Source organism: Pseudomonas sp. 09C 129, assembly GCF_002843625.1.
Classification (GTDB): domain Bacteria; phylum Pseudomonadota; class Gammaproteobacteria; order Pseudomonadales; family Pseudomonadaceae; genus Aquipseudomonas; species Aquipseudomonas chlororaphis.
On the sequence record NZ_CP025261.1, the window covers coordinates 896603 to 911860 of the forward strand.

The 15258-nt window shown below is 63.2% G+C and carries 17 protein-coding genes; 10 read left to right on the forward strand and 7 right to left on the reverse strand.

Going from position 1 to position 15258, the window contains the following annotated elements:
* The 6 genes from hisB (at window position 1) to CXQ81_RS04260 (ending at window position 4019) form a co-directional block, all read left to right on the forward strand.
* A complete protein-coding gene (hisB, locus tag CXQ81_RS04235; protein ID WP_007921806.1) occupies window positions 1-594 on the forward strand; it encodes an imidazoleglycerol-phosphate dehydratase HisB in 594 nt (197 codons plus the stop codon).
* The gene (gene hisH, locus CXQ81_RS04240; RefSeq protein WP_053259308.1) at window positions 594-1232 is read left to right on the forward strand and encodes an imidazole glycerol phosphate synthase subunit HisH; all 639 of its coding nucleotides are present in this window, start codon (window positions 594-596) and stop codon (window positions 1230-1232) included. Before hisB ends, hisH begins: the two co-directional genes overlap by 1 nt.
* The gene (locus CXQ81_RS04245) at window positions 1233-1493 is read left to right on the forward strand and encodes a DUF2164 domain-containing protein (RefSeq protein ID WP_097306028.1); all 261 of its coding nucleotides are present in this window, start codon (window positions 1233-1235) and stop codon (window positions 1491-1493) included.
* 101 nt (window positions 1494-1594) lie between these two features.
* A complete protein-coding gene (gene hisA / locus CXQ81_RS04250) occupies window positions 1595-2344 on the forward strand; it encodes a 1-(5-phosphoribosyl)-5-[(5-phosphoribosylamino)methylideneamino]imidazole-4-carboxamide isomerase (protein WP_101336590.1) in 750 nt (249 codons plus the stop codon).
* Window positions 2345-2429: 85 nt separating this feature from the next.
* Window positions 2430-3200, forward strand: a complete 771-nt coding sequence (gene hisF / locus CXQ81_RS04255; protein WP_007921812.1) for an imidazole glycerol phosphate synthase subunit HisF — start codon at window positions 2430-2432, stop codon at window positions 3198-3200.
* A 63-nt stretch (window positions 3201-3263) separates the two neighbouring features.
* Window positions 3264-4019 (forward strand): ABC transporter substrate-binding protein, encoded by a 756-nt coding sequence (locus CXQ81_RS04260; RefSeq protein ID WP_062823944.1) that lies wholly within the window; start codon window positions 3264-3266, stop codon window positions 4017-4019.
* A 72-nt stretch (window positions 4020-4091) separates the two neighbouring features.
* Here the strand turns inward: CXQ81_RS04260 and CXQ81_RS04265 are convergent, their stop codons facing one another.
* The 4 genes from CXQ81_RS04265 to gpmI form a co-directional block, all read right to left on the reverse strand.
* On the reverse strand, window positions 4092-4850 hold the full coding sequence (locus tag CXQ81_RS04265; RefSeq protein ID WP_101336591.1) for a divergent polysaccharide deacetylase family protein: 759 nt from the start codon (window positions 4848-4850) through the stop codon (window positions 4092-4094).
* A 166-nt stretch (window positions 4851-5016) separates the two neighbouring features.
* Window positions 5017-6327 carry a S41 family peptidase gene (locus CXQ81_RS04270; protein ID WP_009041761.1) on the reverse strand — a complete coding sequence of 437 codons (1311 nt, stop codon included), beginning with the start codon at window positions 6325-6327 and terminating at the stop codon, window positions 5017-5019.
* A 31-nt stretch (window positions 6328-6358) separates the two neighbouring features.
* Window positions 6359-7645 carry a murein hydrolase activator EnvC gene (locus CXQ81_RS04275; RefSeq protein WP_053259311.1) on the reverse strand — a complete coding sequence of 429 codons (1287 nt, stop codon included), beginning with the start codon at window positions 7643-7645 and terminating at the stop codon, window positions 6359-6361.
* 136 nt (window positions 7646-7781) lie between these two features.
* A complete protein-coding gene (gpmI, locus tag CXQ81_RS04280; protein WP_101336592.1) occupies window positions 7782-9311 on the reverse strand; it encodes a 2,3-bisphosphoglycerate-independent phosphoglycerate mutase in 1530 nt (509 codons plus the stop codon).
* A gap of 151 nt (window positions 9312-9462) precedes the next feature.
* Between gpmI and CXQ81_RS04285 the strand changes: the two genes are divergently transcribed.
* The 3 genes from CXQ81_RS04285 to secB are packed head-to-tail and all read left to right on the forward strand — an operon-like array spanning window position 9463 to window position 10671.
* Window positions 9463-9876: a rhodanese-like domain-containing protein gene (locus CXQ81_RS04285; protein WP_007930821.1), complete on the forward strand. Its 414-nt coding sequence runs from the start codon at window positions 9463-9465 to the stop codon at window positions 9874-9876.
* 1 nt (window position 9877) lies between these two features.
* Window positions 9878-10132, forward strand: a complete 255-nt coding sequence (gene grxC / locus CXQ81_RS04290; protein ID WP_009041764.1) for a glutaredoxin 3 — start codon at window positions 9878-9880, stop codon at window positions 10130-10132.
* Between the two features lie 56 nt (window positions 10133-10188).
* Window positions 10189-10671: a protein-export chaperone SecB gene (gene secB, locus CXQ81_RS04295; protein WP_007930826.1), complete on the forward strand. Its 483-nt coding sequence runs from the start codon at window positions 10189-10191 to the stop codon at window positions 10669-10671.
* A 219-nt stretch (window positions 10672-10890) separates the two neighbouring features.
* Here secB and trmL read toward each other — a convergent pair whose 3' ends face one another.
* The gene (gene trmL, locus CXQ81_RS04300) at window positions 10891-11346 is read right to left on the reverse strand and encodes a tRNA (uridine(34)/cytosine(34)/5-carboxymethylaminomethyluridine(34)-2'-O)-methyltransferase TrmL (RefSeq protein ID WP_007930832.1); all 456 of its coding nucleotides are present in this window, start codon (window positions 11344-11346) and stop codon (window positions 10891-10893) included.
* Between trmL and CXQ81_RS04305 the strand changes: the two genes are divergently transcribed.
* Entirely contained in the window at window positions 11345-11785 is a 441-nt protein-coding gene (locus tag CXQ81_RS04305) for a hypothetical protein (RefSeq protein WP_101336593.1), read from the forward strand. The genes trmL and CXQ81_RS04305 overlap by 2 nt on opposite strands.
* A gap of 730 nt (window positions 11786-12515) precedes the next feature.
* On the opposite strand, the gene ntrC is transcribed toward CXQ81_RS04305, so the two are convergent.
* Both ntrC and glnL read right to left on the reverse strand, forming a co-directional pair.
* On the reverse strand, window positions 12516-13952 hold the full coding sequence (gene ntrC / locus CXQ81_RS04310; protein WP_007929941.1) for a nitrogen regulation protein NR(I): 1437 nt from the start codon (window positions 13950-13952) through the stop codon (window positions 12516-12518).
* Window positions 13949-15034, reverse strand: a complete 1086-nt coding sequence (glnL, locus tag CXQ81_RS04315) for a nitrogen regulation protein NR(II) (RefSeq protein ID WP_009041766.1) — start codon at window positions 15032-15034, stop codon at window positions 13949-13951. Before glnL ends, ntrC begins: the two co-directional genes overlap by 4 nt.
* Between the last annotated feature and the right edge of the window lie 224 nt (window positions 15035-15258).

The window sequence follows — 15258 nt, forward strand, 5'->3', positions numbered from 1 at the left end:
ATGGCCGAACGTAAGGCGTCCGTCGAGCGCGACACTCTGGAAACCCAGATCAAAGCCTCGATCAACCTGGATGGCACCGGAAAGGCCCGATTCGATATCGGGGTTCCCTTCCTTGAGCACATGCTGGACCAGATCGCCCGTCACGGGCTGATCGACCTGGATATCGAAAGCAAAGGCGACCTGCATATCGACGACCACCACACCGTGGAAGACGTCGGTATCACCCTGGGTCAGGCCTTCACCAAAGCCATCGGCGACAAGAAGGGCATCCGTCGCTACGGCCACGCCTACGTGCCGCTCGATGAAGCGCTGTCGCGCGTGGTGATCGACTTCTCCGGCCGCCCTGGCCTGCAGATGCACGTGCCTTACACCCGCGCCACCGTGGGCGGCTTCGATGTCGACCTGTTCCAGGAATTCTTCCAGGGCTTCGTCAACCACGCCAACGTCACCCTGCACATCGACAACCTGCGTGGGCACAACACCCACCACCAGATCGAAACCGTGTTCAAGGCTTTCGGCCGCGCGCTGCGCATGGCCGTGGAGCTGGATGACCGCATGGCCGGGCAGATGCCTTCGACCAAGGGCGTGCTGTAATGCAGACGGTCGCGGTTATCGATTACGGCATGGGCAACCTGCACTCGGTGGCCAAGGCCCTCGAGCATGTTGGCGCCGGCAAGGTGCTGATCACCAGCGATGCCAATGTGATTCGCGAAGCCGACCGGGTGGTCTTCCCCGGCGTCGGCGCGATTCGCGACTGCATGGCGGAGATCCGTCGCCTGGGCTTCGACGCGCTGGTGCGTGAAGTCAGCCAGGACCGTCCGTTCCTCGGTATCTGCGTGGGCATGCAAGCCTTGCTCGACCGCAGTGAAGAGAACGACGGCGTCGACTGCATCGGCCTGTTCCCCGGCCAGGTGAAGTTCTTCGGCAAGGGCCTGCATGAGGACGGCGAGCACCTGAAAGTCCCGCACATGGGCTGGAACGAAGTGAAACAGGCGGTGAGCCACCCGCTGTGGCACAACATCCCGGACCTGGCGCGCTTCTACTTCGTGCACAGCTACTACATCGCCGCCGGCAACGCGCGGCAGGTGGTCGGTAGCGGCCACTACGGGGTCGATTTCGCCGCGGCACTGGCCGAGGGCTCGCGCTTCGCCGTGCAGTTCCACCCGGAGAAAAGCCATACCCATGGCCTGCAATTGCTGCAGAACTTCGCGGCGTGGGACGGTCGCTGGTAAATGGCGGTCAAGAAGACCAAGGCGCCGATCCTGACCCTCACCCCCGAGCAGGAGAGTGAGGCCAATCACAAGATCCAGCGCTTCATGGAAGATCGCTTCGAGCTCGACCTGGGCTCGTTCGAGGCGGCCGAGATTCTTGAACTCTTTACCCGCGAAATTGCTCCGCACTATTACAACAGGGCGATTTTCGATGTGCAGGCCCAGCTCAAAGAGCGGTTCGAAAGCATCGAAAGCGACCTGTGGGCGCTCGAAAAAAATTAGGAGCAGCTGCAAGCCGCAAGCTTCAAGCTGCAAGAATTGGTACACCGCATGCTTGCAGCTTGTCGCTTGCAGCTTGCCGCTCTTTTGACGAAGGAAAAAGCATGCTGATTATCCCCGCTATCGATCTTAAAGACGGTGCCTGTGTACGTCTGCGCCAGGGCCGCATGGAAGATTCCACGGTGTTCTCCGATGACCCGGTGAGCATGGCTGCCAAGTGGGTGGAGGGCGGCTGCCGCCGTCTGCATCTGGTCGACCTGAACGGCGCCTTCGAAGGCCAGCCGGTCAACGGCGAAGTGGTCACCGCCATCGCCAAGCGCTACCCGAACCTGCCGATCCAGATCGGTGGTGGCATCCGCTCGCTGGAAACCATCGAGCACTACGTCAAGGCTGGCGTGAGCTACGTGATCATCGGCACCAAGGCGGTGAAAGAGCCGGAGTTCGTTGCGCAAGCCTGCCGCGCCTTCCCGGGTAAGGTGATCGTCGGCCTGGACGCCAAGGACGGCTTCGTCGCCACCGACGGCTGGGCCGAGGTCAGCAGCTTGCAGGTCATCGACCTGGCCAAGCGCTTCGAAGCCGACGGCGTGTCCGCCATCGTTTATACCGACATCGCCAAAGACGGCATGATGCAGGGCTGCAACGTACCCTTCACCGCCGCCCTGGCCGCTGCCACCAAGATCCCGGTGATCGCTTCCGGCGGTATCCACAACCTGGGCGACATCAAGGCCCTGCTGGACGCCAAGGCTCCGGGGATCATTGGCGCCATCACCGGCCGCGCGATTTATGAGGGCACGCTGGATGTGGCAGAGGCTCAAGCATTTTGTGATGGCTACGCGGCCAGCTCCAAGTCGTAAGCTGCAAGCTGCAAGTCAGGAGCGTGAACGCGATCCGCTCTTTCTTGCAGCTTGAAGCTTGAAGCTTGCAACTCGAGGATTAACCATGGCTTTAGCCAAACGCATAATTCCCTGCCTCGATGTCGACAACGGCCGGGTGGTCAAGGGCGTCAAGTTCGAGAACATCCGCGATGCCGGCGACCCGGTGGAAATTGCCCGTCGCTACGACGAGCAGGGCGCGGACGAGATTACCTTTCTCGACATCACCGCCAGCGTTGATGGCCGCGACACCACGCTGCATACCGTCGAGCGCATGGCCAGCCAGGTGTTCATCCCGCTGACCGTGGGCGGTGGCGTGCGCACCGTGCAGGACATCCGCAACCTGCTCAATGCCGGGGCGGACAAGGTCTCGATCAACACCGCGGCGGTGTTCAACCCCGAGTTCGTCGGCGAAGCGGCGCAGCATTTCGGCTCGCAGTGCATCGTCGTCGCCATCGATGCGAAGAAGGTTTCCGGGCCGGGCGAAACCCCGCGCTGGGAGATCTTCACCCACGGTGGGCGCAAGCCTACCGGGCTGGACGCGGTGGAGTGGGCGAAGAAGATGGAAGGCCTGGGCGCCGGCGAGATCCTGCTGACCAGCATGGACCAGGACGGCATGAAGAACGGCTTCGACCTGGGTGTGACCCGCGCCATCAGCGATGCCCTGGGCATTCCGGTGATCGCCTCGGGCGGGGTCGGCAACCTGCAGCACCTGGCCGACGGCATCCTCGAAGGCCACGCCAGCGCGGTACTGGCGGCGAGCATCTTCCACTTCGGCGAGTACACGGTTCCGGAAGCCAAGGCTTATATGGCGCACCGCGGCATCGTCGTGCGGTAGCCACTGGACAGCATGGCGGGCTCGCGGCACTCTTGGGCACGCCATGGATTCCGGTAGCCCGTCATGTTCAAACGTCTTCTTCTTGTTCTTGTCAGCGCTTCGGTCCTCTTCGCCGCAGGCGCTCGCGCAGCGCAAACGCCAGGCACCTCCCTGGTGCTGCTGACGGAAAATTTCCCCCCCTACAACATGGCCAAGAACGGCAAGAACTTTGCCCAGGGCGAGAATATCAACGGCATCGCCGTGGATATCGTCCGCGAAATGTTCAAGCGTGCCGGGATCAATTACAGCCTGACCCTGCGTTTTCCCTGGGAGCGCATCTACAAGCTCGCCCTGGAGCAGCCGGGGTATGGCGTGTTTGTCATGGCGCGGCTGCCGGACCGGGAGCCGCTGTTCAAATGGGTCGGCCCCATCGGCCCGGATGACTGGATCATGCTGGCCCGGGGCGATAGCAAGATCGCCCTGCAATCTCTGGAGCAGGCGCGCAAATACCGGATTGGCGCCTACAAGGGCGACGCCATTGCCGAGACCCTGGCCAAGCAAGGACTCAAGCCGCTGGTGGTGCTGAGGGACCAGGACAACGCCAGGAAGCTGGTCGGCGGACAGATCGACCTATGGGCCACCGGCGACCCCGCCGGGCGCTATCTGGCCAGGCAGGAAGGTGTGACCGGGCTCAAGACTGTGCTGCGCTTCCACAGCGCCCAGTTGTACCTGGCGCTGAACAAAGAAGTCCCGGACGAGACCGTCGCCCGGCTGCAGGCCGCGCTGGATCAACTGCGCGAGGAAGGCGTGGTGGAAGAAATCATGGGGCGTTATCTGTAGAAGGGCAGCCGCAAGCTGCAAGCTTGGAGCTGCAAGTGACTTGAAGCTTGCAGCTTGAGGCTTGCAGCTGCTTCACCGATAGACCCCGTCCTTGCCGTGCCCGGCCATGGCCTTGTTGCTGCGCACGCTGATCATCAACTTGATATCGATCCAGTCGATGCCCTGGGCCTTGAGCCTGGGCAGTTCGCGTTCGAGCACGGCCAGGGTCTGCGGGTAGGGATGGCCGATCACCACCGCCGAACCCTGTTTGCGCGCCAGGTTGATCGCGGTCTGCAACTGATGGCTGATGGCGTCTTCGGTGCGTTCATCGTCGAGGAACACATCGCGGGACACGCTGGCCAGGCCGATCTTCTGCGCCTCGGCGGCGGCCACGGTCTTGGCGCTGGTGCGGCTGTCGACAAAGAACTTGTGGCGGCGCTGCAACTCGCCCATCAGCCAGGCCATGGCCTGGGACTGGGAGGTCATGCGGCTGCCCATGTGGTTGTTGATGCCGCTGGTGTAGGGCACGGCCTTGAAGGCGGCGTTGAGGCGCTTTTCCAGCTCTTCGATGGGCAGCTCGGGGTGCCAGGCGAAGGGCCCGGTGGCCGGGTCCATGGGCATGTGCAGGATGACGATCTTGCCGGCGCGATGGGCTTCGCGGGCGAACTCGGCGGCGTGGGGCGTGTCGGGCATGATCGCCGTGGTCACCGGGCCGGGCAGGGCGAGTACGCGGCGATCGCGGGGCAGGTTCTGCCCGAGGTCGTCGATGATCAGGCTCAGGTAGGCCTTGCGCGGGGCGGGCTCGGCGGCCTGGAGCGAGGTGAAGGCGAGGAGGCACAGAAGCCCGATCATGAGCCTCCACGACAACCGTGGGAGGGGTTGGCGGTGAGTGATCATGGAAGTTTGAAGCATAGGGTTCGGGTAAAGCCTTGGCGGGGTGTGGCGGTCATCAGGGCGCTATCGCGAGCAAGCTTCGCTCCTGCAGAGGAGGCGGCGGGCTTGCTCGCGATGGCTTCCATCACTTGCTGCGGGTGATGCTCAGGCCCTTGAGCAGGCTGAGGGCCTGGGCCAGCTGGTAGTCGTCGTCCTGTGGCATCGGCTTGGGCTTGCTGCCGGAAGCGGTCGGCTTGTCGGCGCCGCCGTTGCCATTGCCCAGGTGACCTTGCAGGTCGGCTTCCTTGAAGTACTCGTTGTCCTGCGCTTCGCTGGTGATCTTGGCGCGGCGCACCTCGATGTCCGGCACGATGCCCTGGGCCTGGATCGAACGGCCGTTCGGCGTGAAGTACAGCGCGGTGGTGATCTTCAGCGCGCGGTCGTTGTTCAGCGGCAGCACGGTTTGCACCGAGCCCTTGCCGAAGCTGGTGGTGCCCATCAGCACCGCGCGTTTCTGGTCCTGCAGGGCGCCGGCGACGATCTCCGAAGCCGAGGCGCTGCCACCGTTGATCAGCACCACCATCGGCACCGCTTCGCTTTCGTCCTTGCCGGTGGCGGAGAAGCGCAGCTCGGAGTTGGCGATGCGGCCCTTGGTGTAGACGATCAGGCCCTTGGTGATGAAGTGGTCGACCACTTCCACCGCCGATTGCAGCACGCCGCCCGGGTTGTTGCGCAAATCGAGGATGATGCCGTTGAGTTTCTTGCCATTGTCCTTGCGCAGCTTGGCCAGGGCCTTGGAGACTTCCTCGCCGGTCTTGACCTGGAACTGAGTGATGCGGATGTAGCCATAGCCCGACTCCAGCAGCTGGCTCTTCACGCTCTTCACCTGGATGGTGGCGCGGGCCAGGGTCACGTCGAACGGTGCACCGCCGTCGCGTACCAGGGTCAGGGTGATCTTCTGGCCGATCTTGCCGCGCATCTTGTCCACGGCTTCGGTCATGCTCTGGCCGCGGGTCGGCTGGCCGTTGATCTTGACGATCAGGTCGCCGGCCTGGATGCCGGCCTTGGACGCCGGAGTGTCGTCGATCGGCGACACCACCTTGATGATGCCGTCCTCGGCGCCGACTTCGATGCCCAGGCCGCCGAACTCGCCGCTGGTGCTTTCCTGCAGCTCGGCGAAGTCTTCAGGGCCGAGGTAGGCCGAGTGCGGGTCGAGGTTGCTGAGCATGCCCTTGATGGCGTTTTCCAGCAGGGTCTTGTCGTCGACGGGTTCGACATAGGCGGCCTTGATCCGGTCCATGACCTCGGCGAAGGTGCGCAGCTCTTCGAGCGGCAATGGCGCCTTGGTGGTCGTGGCGGCTGCCGACTGAGCGGTTTCGGCGGCGAACGCCAGGGGCGCACCGATCACCAGAGCGATCGTCAGGGCCAGCGAGGTGAGGCGGGACAAATGCAGCATGTCGAACGAACTCCTGAATGAGATGGCGCGCTTATCCTTGCGCGCGGCACCATTGTGCCGGGTCGCTTGGGCGACCCTGCTGGCGAATAGCGAAGTACAGTGCAGGCGCGCCCTGTCCGCCACTGCTACCGACAGTGGAGATGGACTCGCCGGCCTTGACGATATCGCCCGCTTCTTTAAGCAGCGTCTGGTTGTGTCCGTAGAGGCTCAAGTAGCCGTTGCCATGGTCGAGGATCACCAGCAGGCCGGCGCCGCGCAACCAGTCGGCGAACACTACACGGCCGCCATGGACGGCATGCACCTGGCTGCCGGCCGAGGCGCTGATCATCACCCCGTCCCACTTGGTCCGAGCATCGTCGCCGCGGCTTTCGCCGAAGCGCGCCAGCAGTCGACCATCAACCGGCCATGGAAGTTTTCCCCGGGATGAAGCAAAAGGGCCTCCATAGGAGGCGCCTGCGCTGGAAACCAAGGGGCCGGGCGTCGCTCGGGGCGGCTTGCTCGGGCTCTCGTCGGCACTGGCCTGGGCCTCACGCAAACGCTTTTTTTCGGCTTCCTGCTGGGCGATCAGCGCTTTCTGTCGCGCTTCTTCCGCCTCGCGGGCCTGGCGGGCCAGGGTTTCCTCGATGGTTTTCAGGACCTTGCCCAGATCGGCCTGGTCCTGTTCGCGGGCCTTGAGCTTGTCGCCACGGGCCTTCACGTCATCATTGAGCTTGGCCAGGGCCACCTGGCGTTCCTTGCGGACCTTGTCGAGTTCTTCACGCTGGGTGTCGAGGCTGCTTTTCTGCACCAGCAGCTGGGCTTGCTGCAGGGAGATTTCCTTTTCGACATTGGCCAGCTGGCGCAGGGTCTCGTTGAAATTCTTCAGCTGCTCCAGGCGGGCCTGGCTCAGGTAATCGTAATAAGTCAGGGTGCGGGCGAATTTTTCCGGGTTCTGCTGGTTGAGCAGCAGCTTGAGATACTCCTGGCGGCCGTTCTGGTAGGCCGCACGGGCCTGGATGGCGATCAGTCGTTGCTGTTCAATGCGCGCGCTCTGGAGTTTTTTTTTCTCCTCATCGAGACGCTGCAGCTCGGATTCGCTTTTCTTCAGCTCTTTCTGCAGGGCATCGACCTGCTTTTCCAGCTTGCCCATCTCGGTTTCGGTGCCGCGCAGGTCTTTCTGCACGCCGGATTTTTCTTCCTGCAGCTTGCCCAGCAGCTTTTTCAGCTCGGCAATATCCTGACGCGTGGCGTCCAACTGCTGTTGGGTTTGCGCGCGCTCGTCGGCGAAGGCCGGTTGGAGCAGGCAGATCAGAGCAAGGGTAATCAGGGCGCGAAGCATAGAGGCGGGCGACACCAGGGAAAGGGACGGCCTAGTATGCCCGCCCCTCGCTGCAAAAAAAACGCCTCAAAGCCAACTGCTTTGAGGCGTTCGTCATAAAAAGCCGTTTGCGGCCCATTATTCGGTCTTTTTGATATCAGACCAGTATCGAAGTGCCAGTCATTTCCGCGGGCTGCGGCAGGCCCAGCAGTTTCAGCATGGTCGGCGCCACGTCGGCCAGGACTCCGCCTTCACGGACTTTCAGGTCGCGCTTGCCCACATAGATGAACGGCACCGGCTCGCTGGTGTGGGCGGTGTGGGCCTGGCCGGTGGAGGCGTCGGACATCTGCTCGACGTTGCCGTGGTCGGCGGTGATCAGGGCTTCGCCGCCGACCTTTTCCAGGGCATCGACGATGCGGCCGACGCACAGGTCCAGGCATTCGACGGCCTTGACCGCGGCGTCGAACACGCCGCTGTGGCCGACCATGTCGCCGTTGGCGTAGTTGACCACGATCACGTCGTAGCGCTGGTTTTCGATGGCGTCGACGATCCGGTCGGTGACTTCCGGCGCGCTCATCTCCGGCTGCAGGTCATAGGTGGCGACTTTCGGCGACGGAATCAGGATGCGTTCTTCGCCCGGGAACGGCTCTTCGCGGCCACCGGAGAAGAAGAAGGTCACGTGGGCGTATTTTTCGGTTTCGGCGATGCGCAGCTGGGTCTTGCCGTTTTTCGCCAGGTAATCGCCCAGCACGTTTTCCAGGCTGCCCGGGGCAAAGGCCGAAGGGGCCGGAATGCTTGCCGCGTATTGGGTCAGCATGACGAAACCGGCCAGTTTCGGCTGGCGGGCGCGCTCGAATTCCTTGAAACCGTCCTCGACGAACACCCGGCTCAGCTCGCGGGCGCGGTCGGCGCGGAAGTTCATGAACACCACGGCGTCGCCGTCCTCGACTTTCACCGGCTCGCCGAGGGTGGTGGCCTTGACGAATTCGTCGCTCTCACCACGCTCGTAGGCGGCCTGCAGACCTTCCTGGGCGGTGGCGGCGTTGAATTCGCCCTTGCCGTCGACGACCAGGTTGTAGGCCTGGGCCACGCGGTCCCAGCGGTTGTCGCGGTCCATGGCGAAGTAGCGGCCGATCAGGCTGGCGATGCGGCCCTTGCCCAGGGTCTTGAAGGTTTCATCCAGCAGCTCGATCGACGAGGTGGCGCTTTTCGGCGGAGTATCGCGGCCGTCGAGGAAGGCGTGCAGGTAGATCTTCTCGGCGCCACGCTTGAAGGCCAGTTCGGCCATGGCCACCAGATGGTCCTGGTGGCTGTGCACGCCGCCATCGGACAGCAGGCCGAGGATATGCACGGCCTTGCCGGCGGCCACGGCTTTATCCACGGCGGCGCAAATGGTCGGATTCTCGAAGAACTCGCCATCGCGGATGGCTTTGGTGACACGGGTGAAATCCTGGTACACCACGCGGCCGGCACCGAGGTTCATGTGGCCGACTTCGGAGTTGCCCATCTGGCCGTCCGGCAGGCCGACATCCATGCCCGAACCCGAGATCAGGCCGTTCGGCACGCTGGCGCACAGGCGGTCGAGGACCGGCTTCTTGGCTGCATAGATAGCGTTGGATTCGTGGCTCTCGCTGTGACCGAAGCCATCCAGAATCATCAGGACCAAAGGTTTAGGCGTGGTAGTCATAGATTCCACTCGTGGCTGGATTGGGAGAATGTTGGAAAAAGGGAGTGGCAGTTTAAAGCGAAGTTCCGGTGGCGTCACCGCCGGGCGGGGTTTGGCCGACCCGGAGGGCTGTGTATACTGGCCGACATTTTAACGCCCTGGAACCTCCTTGATGGTTGCTCACCTGATTCAATTCGCCACTGAACACTACTTGCTCGTCGGCGCCTTCGTCATCTTGCTGGCTCTGTTGATCGCTCACGAGTTGAGCCGCGGCGGCCGCAGCCTCAGCACCCGTGAACTGACCGCGCTGGTGAACAGCGAGCAGGGCGTGGTGATCGATATCCGTCCGACCAAGGACTTCGCCGCGGGCCATATCGTCGGCGCGTTGAACATCCCTCAAGACAAACTGGCCGCCCGCGTGGGCGAGCTGGAAAAGCACAAGGCCAAGACCATCATTCTGGTCGACGCCCTGGGTCAGCACGCCGGCACCCACGCTCGCGAGCTGATGAAGTCCGGCTTCACCGCCGCCAAGCTGTCCGGCGGCGTTGGCAGCTGGAAAGCCGACAACCTGCCGCTGGTGAAGTGATATGGCTACTGTCGTCGTCTATTCCAGCGATTACTGCCCCTACTGCTCGCGGGCCAAGTACCTGCTCGAGAACAAAGGCGTAGCCTTCGAAGAGATCAAGGTCGACGGCAAGCCGCAGGTTCGTGCCGAAATGGCCCAGAAGGCCGGGCGCACGTCCGTGCCGCAGATCTGGATCGGCAGCACCCATGTGGGCGGTTGTGACGATCTGTTCGCCCTGGAGCGCGCCGGCAAGCTCGACGCGCTGCTCGCGGCCTGACTGACCACCCAAGTTCAGCAAACCCTACATGACCCCGAGATCAAGAAGGATCTGAGATGACTGACCAACAGAACACCGCTGCGACCGAAGACGAATCCGCACCGCAATTCTCGCTGCAGCGTATCTATGTGCGTGACCTGTCTTTCGAAGCTCCGAAAAGCCCGGCGATCTTCCGCCAGCAGTGGGAGCCGAGCGTCGGCCTGGACCTGAACACCCGTCAGAAGGCGCTGGAAGAGGGTTTCCACGAAGTCGTGCTGACCCTGTCGGTCACCGTGAAGAACGGCGACGAAGTGGCGTTCATCGCCGAAGTGCAACAGGCCGGTATCTTCCTGATCAAGAACCTGGACGACGCTTCGATGAGCCACACCCTGGGTGCGTTCTGCCCGAACATCCTGTTCCCGTACGCTCGCGAAGCGCTGGACAGCCTGGTGACCCGCGGTTCGTTCCCGGCCCTGATGCTGGCTCCGGTGAACTTCGACGCGCTGTACGCGCAAGAGCTGCAACGCCTGCAGGCAGCCGGTGAAGGCACCGTTCAATAAGCTGCCGGGTTCCATGAAAAAAGCGCCGTTTCAGGCGCTTTTTTCATGTTCGGGCCCAAGGTTTCGAGGTTGACGCCGAGAGCGGCGCCAAACCTGTAGCCGCTGCCGAAGGCTGCGATCGCCTCCGAAGGGGGCGCCAGGTCTTGAGCACGCTGAAGGCCTTCGGCCTTATCGCAGCCTGCGGCAGCGGCTACAAGGAGTCGTGCAGAGGTGGGGGGCTTATTTGAACCCCAGCTGGCGCCAGGCTTCGTAGACAGCCACCGCCACGGTGTTGGACAGGTTCAGGCTGCGGCAGCCTTCGCGCATGGGCAGGCGCAGGCGTTGTTCGGCGGGCAGGGCGTCCAGTACCTCGGCGGGCAGGCCACGGCTTTCCGGGCCGAACAGGAAGGCATCGCCCTCGGCGAAGCTGGCGTCGTGGAAAGGTCGCGAGCCCTTGGTGGTGAAGGCGAACAGGCGCGGATGGCCTAGGCTTTCAAGACAGCTGGCGAGGTCGGCATGGCGCTGCAGGGTGGCGTACTCGTGGTAGTCGAGGCCGGCCCGGCGCAGGCGCTTGTCGTCCATTTCGAAACCCAGCGGTTCGATCAAATGCAGGTGGCAGCCGCTATTGGCGCACAGCCTGATTACGTTGCCGGTATTCGGCGGAATTTCTGGTTGAAAAAGGATGACGTGAAACATGCACGGCTCCGAAGAAAAAGACAGGCCGCATTCTACGCCTGAAGCGGACGTCCGGCCGAAGCTAATGCTGCGGGTATTCGGCTCGCTGGCGATCTTTGGCGTGATGGTCGGATTGATGATCGGTCGCCTCACCACCCCGGACCCCACCGAGCTGCAGGAAGTGCAGGCCCAGCCCAATGCCCTGGTGGTGTGGTTCAACAACGAGCCCAAGGTCCATGGCGAGCACATCGACGGGGCCGTGGCGCTGTTGTTCGAGGCCGAGGGGCGGGCGCAAAAGGGCCAGTTGAAGATCAACGACAAGGATGCCAACTGGCGGGTGCGGGCGGCTGAGGAAGGGTTGCTGCTGAACGTGGTCGCAGCAAGAGCGCTGCACGCCGAGTGGTCGGGCAGCGAGGTCGACGGGCGCTGGCGCCTGGAAGTCCAGCTGCGCGAGGAATAAAAGAGGGGATTCCCGGCCTGCCTGTACCAAGGTCCCCAAAAGCGTGAGGGCCGCGCTGATTGCGCTGGGCCCGGTGTAAAGAGGGAATCCCCGGCCTGCCTGTACCAAGGTTCCCGAAACGGGTGGGGGCTCGTCGCTGTGAGCGTGATGAGCCCGGGTGTTAAAGAGGGAATCCCTGGCCTGCCTGTACCAGGGTTCCCCAAACCGGGTGGAACCCGTCGCTGCGAGCGGTATGGGTTCCGGGTGTAAAGAAGGGGATTCTCGGCCTGCCTGTACCAAGGTCCCCAAAATGGGTGAGTGACTGCACTCATGATCTTGTCTTTGCAGGGGGCGTGCCAATTTCGGCTTAAACGGTTAAGCGAATTTTCAAGAAAATCTGAAAGCCCCGGTTTACGGGGCTTTCGCCGTTGTGTGGAGATGTTTTTGCGAGAAAAATCGAGATCACCCACCGGGAAATCCCACGTCCAGCCGCGCATTCGGGCAGTGCAGGCTCACCATTGCGGTGCACAAAAAGCTTCGCGGGCAAGCCTCGCTCCTACAGAACCCCTTCATCTATAGGAGCGAGGCTTGCCCGCGATTGGATCTGTCATTCGGCACAGCCCGAATGCCTTGCACTGTAGCCGCTGCCGAAGGCTGCGATCGCGACCGAAGGGCGCGCAGGATCTCAAGATCGCTGAAGGCCTTCGGCCTTATCGCAGCCTGCGGCAGCGGCTACAGGGGGTTACGCGGCTCAGCCCTCGTCGCTGTCGTCGTCATCCCCGCCGTCGACCTTCATCCCCAACTCCTTGATCTTGCGCGTCAGGGTGTTGCGGCCCCAGCCCAGCAGCACGGCGGCGTCGCGGCGGCGGCCGGCGGTGTGCTTGAGGGCAGTCTCGATCATGATCCGCTCGAAGCTCGGCACCGCGCTGTCCAGCAGGCTCGACTGGCCGCGTGCCAGGGCCTGGTCGGCCCACTGGCGCAGGGCCTGCTCCCAGTTGGTCACCGGCGCCGAATCCTGGGGCAGGCTCAGCAGTTCCGGCGGCAGGTCGCTGATATGCACCTCGCGACCCGAAGCCATCACGGTGATCCAGCGGCAGGTGTTCTCCAGCTGGCGCACGTTGCCGGGCCACGGCAGGTTCTTCAGGTATTCCTCGGTCTCGCTTTTCAGCAGCTTGGGCTCGACGGCCAGCTCCTGGGCGGCGCGGCTGAGGAAGTGCTTGGCCAGGGTCGGAATGTCTTCGCGACGGTCCGACAGGCGCGGGATATGGATGCGGATCACGTTCAGGCGGTGGAACAGGTCCTCGCGGAACTTGCCGGCGTGCACCAGGGTTTCCAGGTTCTGGTGGGTCGCGGCAATGATGCGCACGTCGACCTTGACCGGCGTATGCCCGCCGACCCGGTAGAACTCGCCGTCGGCCAGCACCCGCAGCAGGCGGGTCTGGGTGTCGGCCGGCATGTCGCCGATCTCGTCGAGGAACAGGGTGCCGCCGTCGGCCTGTTCGAAGCGCCCGCGCCGCAGGTTGGCCGCGCCGGTGAAGGCGCCTTTTTCATGGCCGAACAGCTCGGATTCCATCAGGTCCTTGGGGATCGCCGCCATGTTCAGGGCGATGAACGGCGAAGCCGCCCGCGGGCTGTGGCGGTGCAGGGCGTGGGCCACCAGCTCTTTACCGGTACCGGACTCACCGTTGATCAGCACGGTGATGTTGGAGTGGCTGAGGCGACCGATGGCGCGGAACACCTCCTGCATCGCCGGCGCTTCACCGATGATTTCCGGGGTGCGGGCCAGTGCGGGGATCACTTCCAGGCCCTGCTGCTCCTGGGCGTGCTGGTTGGCGCGCTTGACCAGGGACACCGCTTCGTCGACATCGAACGGCTTGGGCAGGTACTCGAAGGCGCCGCCCTGATAGGAGGCGACAGCGCTGTCCAGGTCGGAGTGCGCGGTCATGATGATCACCGGCAGGCGCGGGTGCTGCTCGCGGATCCGCGCCAGCAGGTCCAGGCCACTGGCGCCGGGCATGCGGATGTCGGAAATGATCACGTCCGGTTGCTGGCGGGCCAGGCGACTCATCACACCATCGGCGCTATCGAAGCTCTGGGTGGTCATGCCTTCCTGTTGCAAGGCTTTCTCCAGAACCCAACGGATAGAACGGTCGTCATCGACGATCCACACGGTTTCACTACGGCTCATGTCGATGGGGCTCCTTGTTCCAGTGGCAGAAAGATCGAGAACGTGGTGTGGCCGGGATGGCTGTCACACTCGATCAGGCCCTGGTGCTGGCTGATGATGTTCTGGGTAATGGCCAGGCCCAGCCCGGTACCGTCCGGACGGCCGCTGACCATGGGGAAGAAGATGGTTTCCTGGAGTTCCGCGGGGATCCCCGGGCCGTTGTCGATGATCTCGATCTTGGTCACCAGGCGGTGGCGCACGTGGCCGATGGTGAACTGGCGCATGGTGCGGGTGCGCAGGCTGATGCGGCCCAGACGCAGCTCGTTCTGGCTGCTGATGGCCTGCATGGCGTTGCGCACGATGTTGAGCACCGCCTGGATCATCTGTTCGCGGTCGATCAGTACATCGGGAATGCTCGGGTCATAGTCGCGCACCAGGGTGATGCAGCCCTGGCTTTCGGCTTCCACCAGGCTGCTCACGCGCTCCAGCACTTCGTGCACGTTGCACATCGCCAGCGACGGCAGCTTGTTGGAGCCGAGCATGCGGTCCACCAGGTTCCGCAGGCGGTCGGCCTCTTCGATGATGACGTTGGTGTAGTCCTTGAGGTTCTCGTCCGGCAGTTCGCGGGCCAGCAACTGGGCGGCGCCGCGAATCCCGCCGAGGGGGTTCTTGATCTCGTGGGCCAGGCCGCGCACCAGCATCTTGCTGGTTTCCTGCTTGGACAGCTGGGCCTCTTCCTTGGTGATCCGCAGCAGGCGGTCACGGGGGTGGACTTCCAGCAACAGCAGGGTGTCGCCATTGCTCAGGATCGGCGTCACCGCGTAGTCCACGGTCAGGGTCTGGCCGGTCAGCGCGGTGAGCATGGCTTCGCGCTTGGTGAACGGGTGCGCCTGTTCCACCGCCTGGCGCAGGGAGCTCAGGGCTTCGGCCGACTCGGTGAACAGTTCGCTGATGAATTGCCCATGGCTGCGCTGGCCACTGATGGCCAACAACATCTCCGCCGCCGGGTTCATGTACTCAAGGCGCAGGTCGGCGTTGAGCAGGATGGTCGCGGTGGTCAGGTTGTCGAGTAGCAAGCGGTGTAGTTGATCGCTGATGGTCATGGGTAAATGTTGACCTCTTTTGAAACAAGGCAATCCCGGGCCGGCCCAGGATTGCGCGCGCGAACAAGGCGCTGGTATCGAGAAAATGCAAAAACCAAACCAAGGCTCCGAAAAGAAGCGCTCGAGCCCTGAAACAGACGTTTAAAGTTCTGTTTCGCAGCGCTTTGCCGGCTGCGCTGGGTACTTTCGAACCAAAATGGGCTGCGGATGGGTGCAGGTGCAGC

Excerpts from the sequence above, each read along its gene's own strand:
- CXQ81_RS04265 (WP_101336591.1), bottom strand. The coding sequence starts at position 4,850 with ATGATCGGGCTTCTGTGCCTCCTCGCCTTCACCTCGCTCCAGGCCGCC.
- CXQ81_RS04275 (WP_053259311.1), bottom strand. The coding sequence starts at position 7,645 with ATGCTTCGCGCCCTGATTACCCTTGCTCTGATCTGCCTGCTCCAACCG.
- grxC (WP_009041764.1), top strand. The coding sequence starts at position 9,878 with ATGGCTACTGTCGTCGTCTATTCCAGCGATTACTGCCCCTACTGCTCG.
- ntrC (WP_007929941.1), bottom strand. The coding sequence starts at position 13,952 with ATGAGCCGTAGTGAAACCGTGTGGATCGTCGATGACGACCGTTCTATC.
- CXQ81_RS04285 (WP_007930821.1), top strand. The coding sequence starts at position 9,463 with ATGGTTGCTCACCTGATTCAATTCGCCACTGAACACTACTTGCTCGTC.
- hisB (WP_007921806.1), top strand. The coding sequence starts at position 1 with ATGGCCGAACGTAAGGCGTCCGTCGAGCGCGACACTCTGGAAACCCAG.
- gpmI (WP_101336592.1), bottom strand. The coding sequence starts at position 9,311 with ATGACTACCACGCCTAAACCTTTGGTCCTGATGATTCTGGATGGCTTC.
- secB (WP_007930826.1), top strand. The coding sequence starts at position 10,189 with ATGACTGACCAACAGAACACCGCTGCGACCGAAGACGAATCCGCACCG.
- CXQ81_RS04260 (WP_062823944.1), top strand. The coding sequence starts at position 3,264 with ATGTTCAAACGTCTTCTTCTTGTTCTTGTCAGCGCTTCGGTCCTCTTC.
- hisF (WP_007921812.1), top strand. The coding sequence starts at position 2,430 with ATGGCTTTAGCCAAACGCATAATTCCCTGCCTCGATGTCGACAACGGC.
- glnL (WP_009041766.1), bottom strand. The coding sequence starts at position 15,034 with ATGACCATCAGCGATCAACTACACCGCTTGCTACTCGACAACCTGACC.
- CXQ81_RS04305 (WP_101336593.1), top strand. The coding sequence starts at position 11,345 with ATGCACGGCTCCGAAGAAAAAGACAGGCCGCATTCTACGCCTGAAGCG.
- trmL (WP_007930832.1), bottom strand. The coding sequence starts at position 11,346 with ATGTTTCACGTCATCCTTTTTCAACCAGAAATTCCGCCGAATACCGGC.
- CXQ81_RS04245 (WP_097306028.1), top strand. The coding sequence starts at position 1,233 with ATGGCGGTCAAGAAGACCAAGGCGCCGATCCTGACCCTCACCCCCGAG.
- hisH (WP_053259308.1), top strand. The coding sequence starts at position 594 with ATGCAGACGGTCGCGGTTATCGATTACGGCATGGGCAACCTGCACTCG.
- hisA (WP_101336590.1), top strand. The coding sequence starts at position 1,595 with ATGCTGATTATCCCCGCTATCGATCTTAAAGACGGTGCCTGTGTACGT.
- CXQ81_RS04270 (WP_009041761.1), bottom strand. The coding sequence starts at position 6,327 with ATGCTGCATTTGTCCCGCCTCACCTCGCTGGCCCTGACGATCGCTCTG.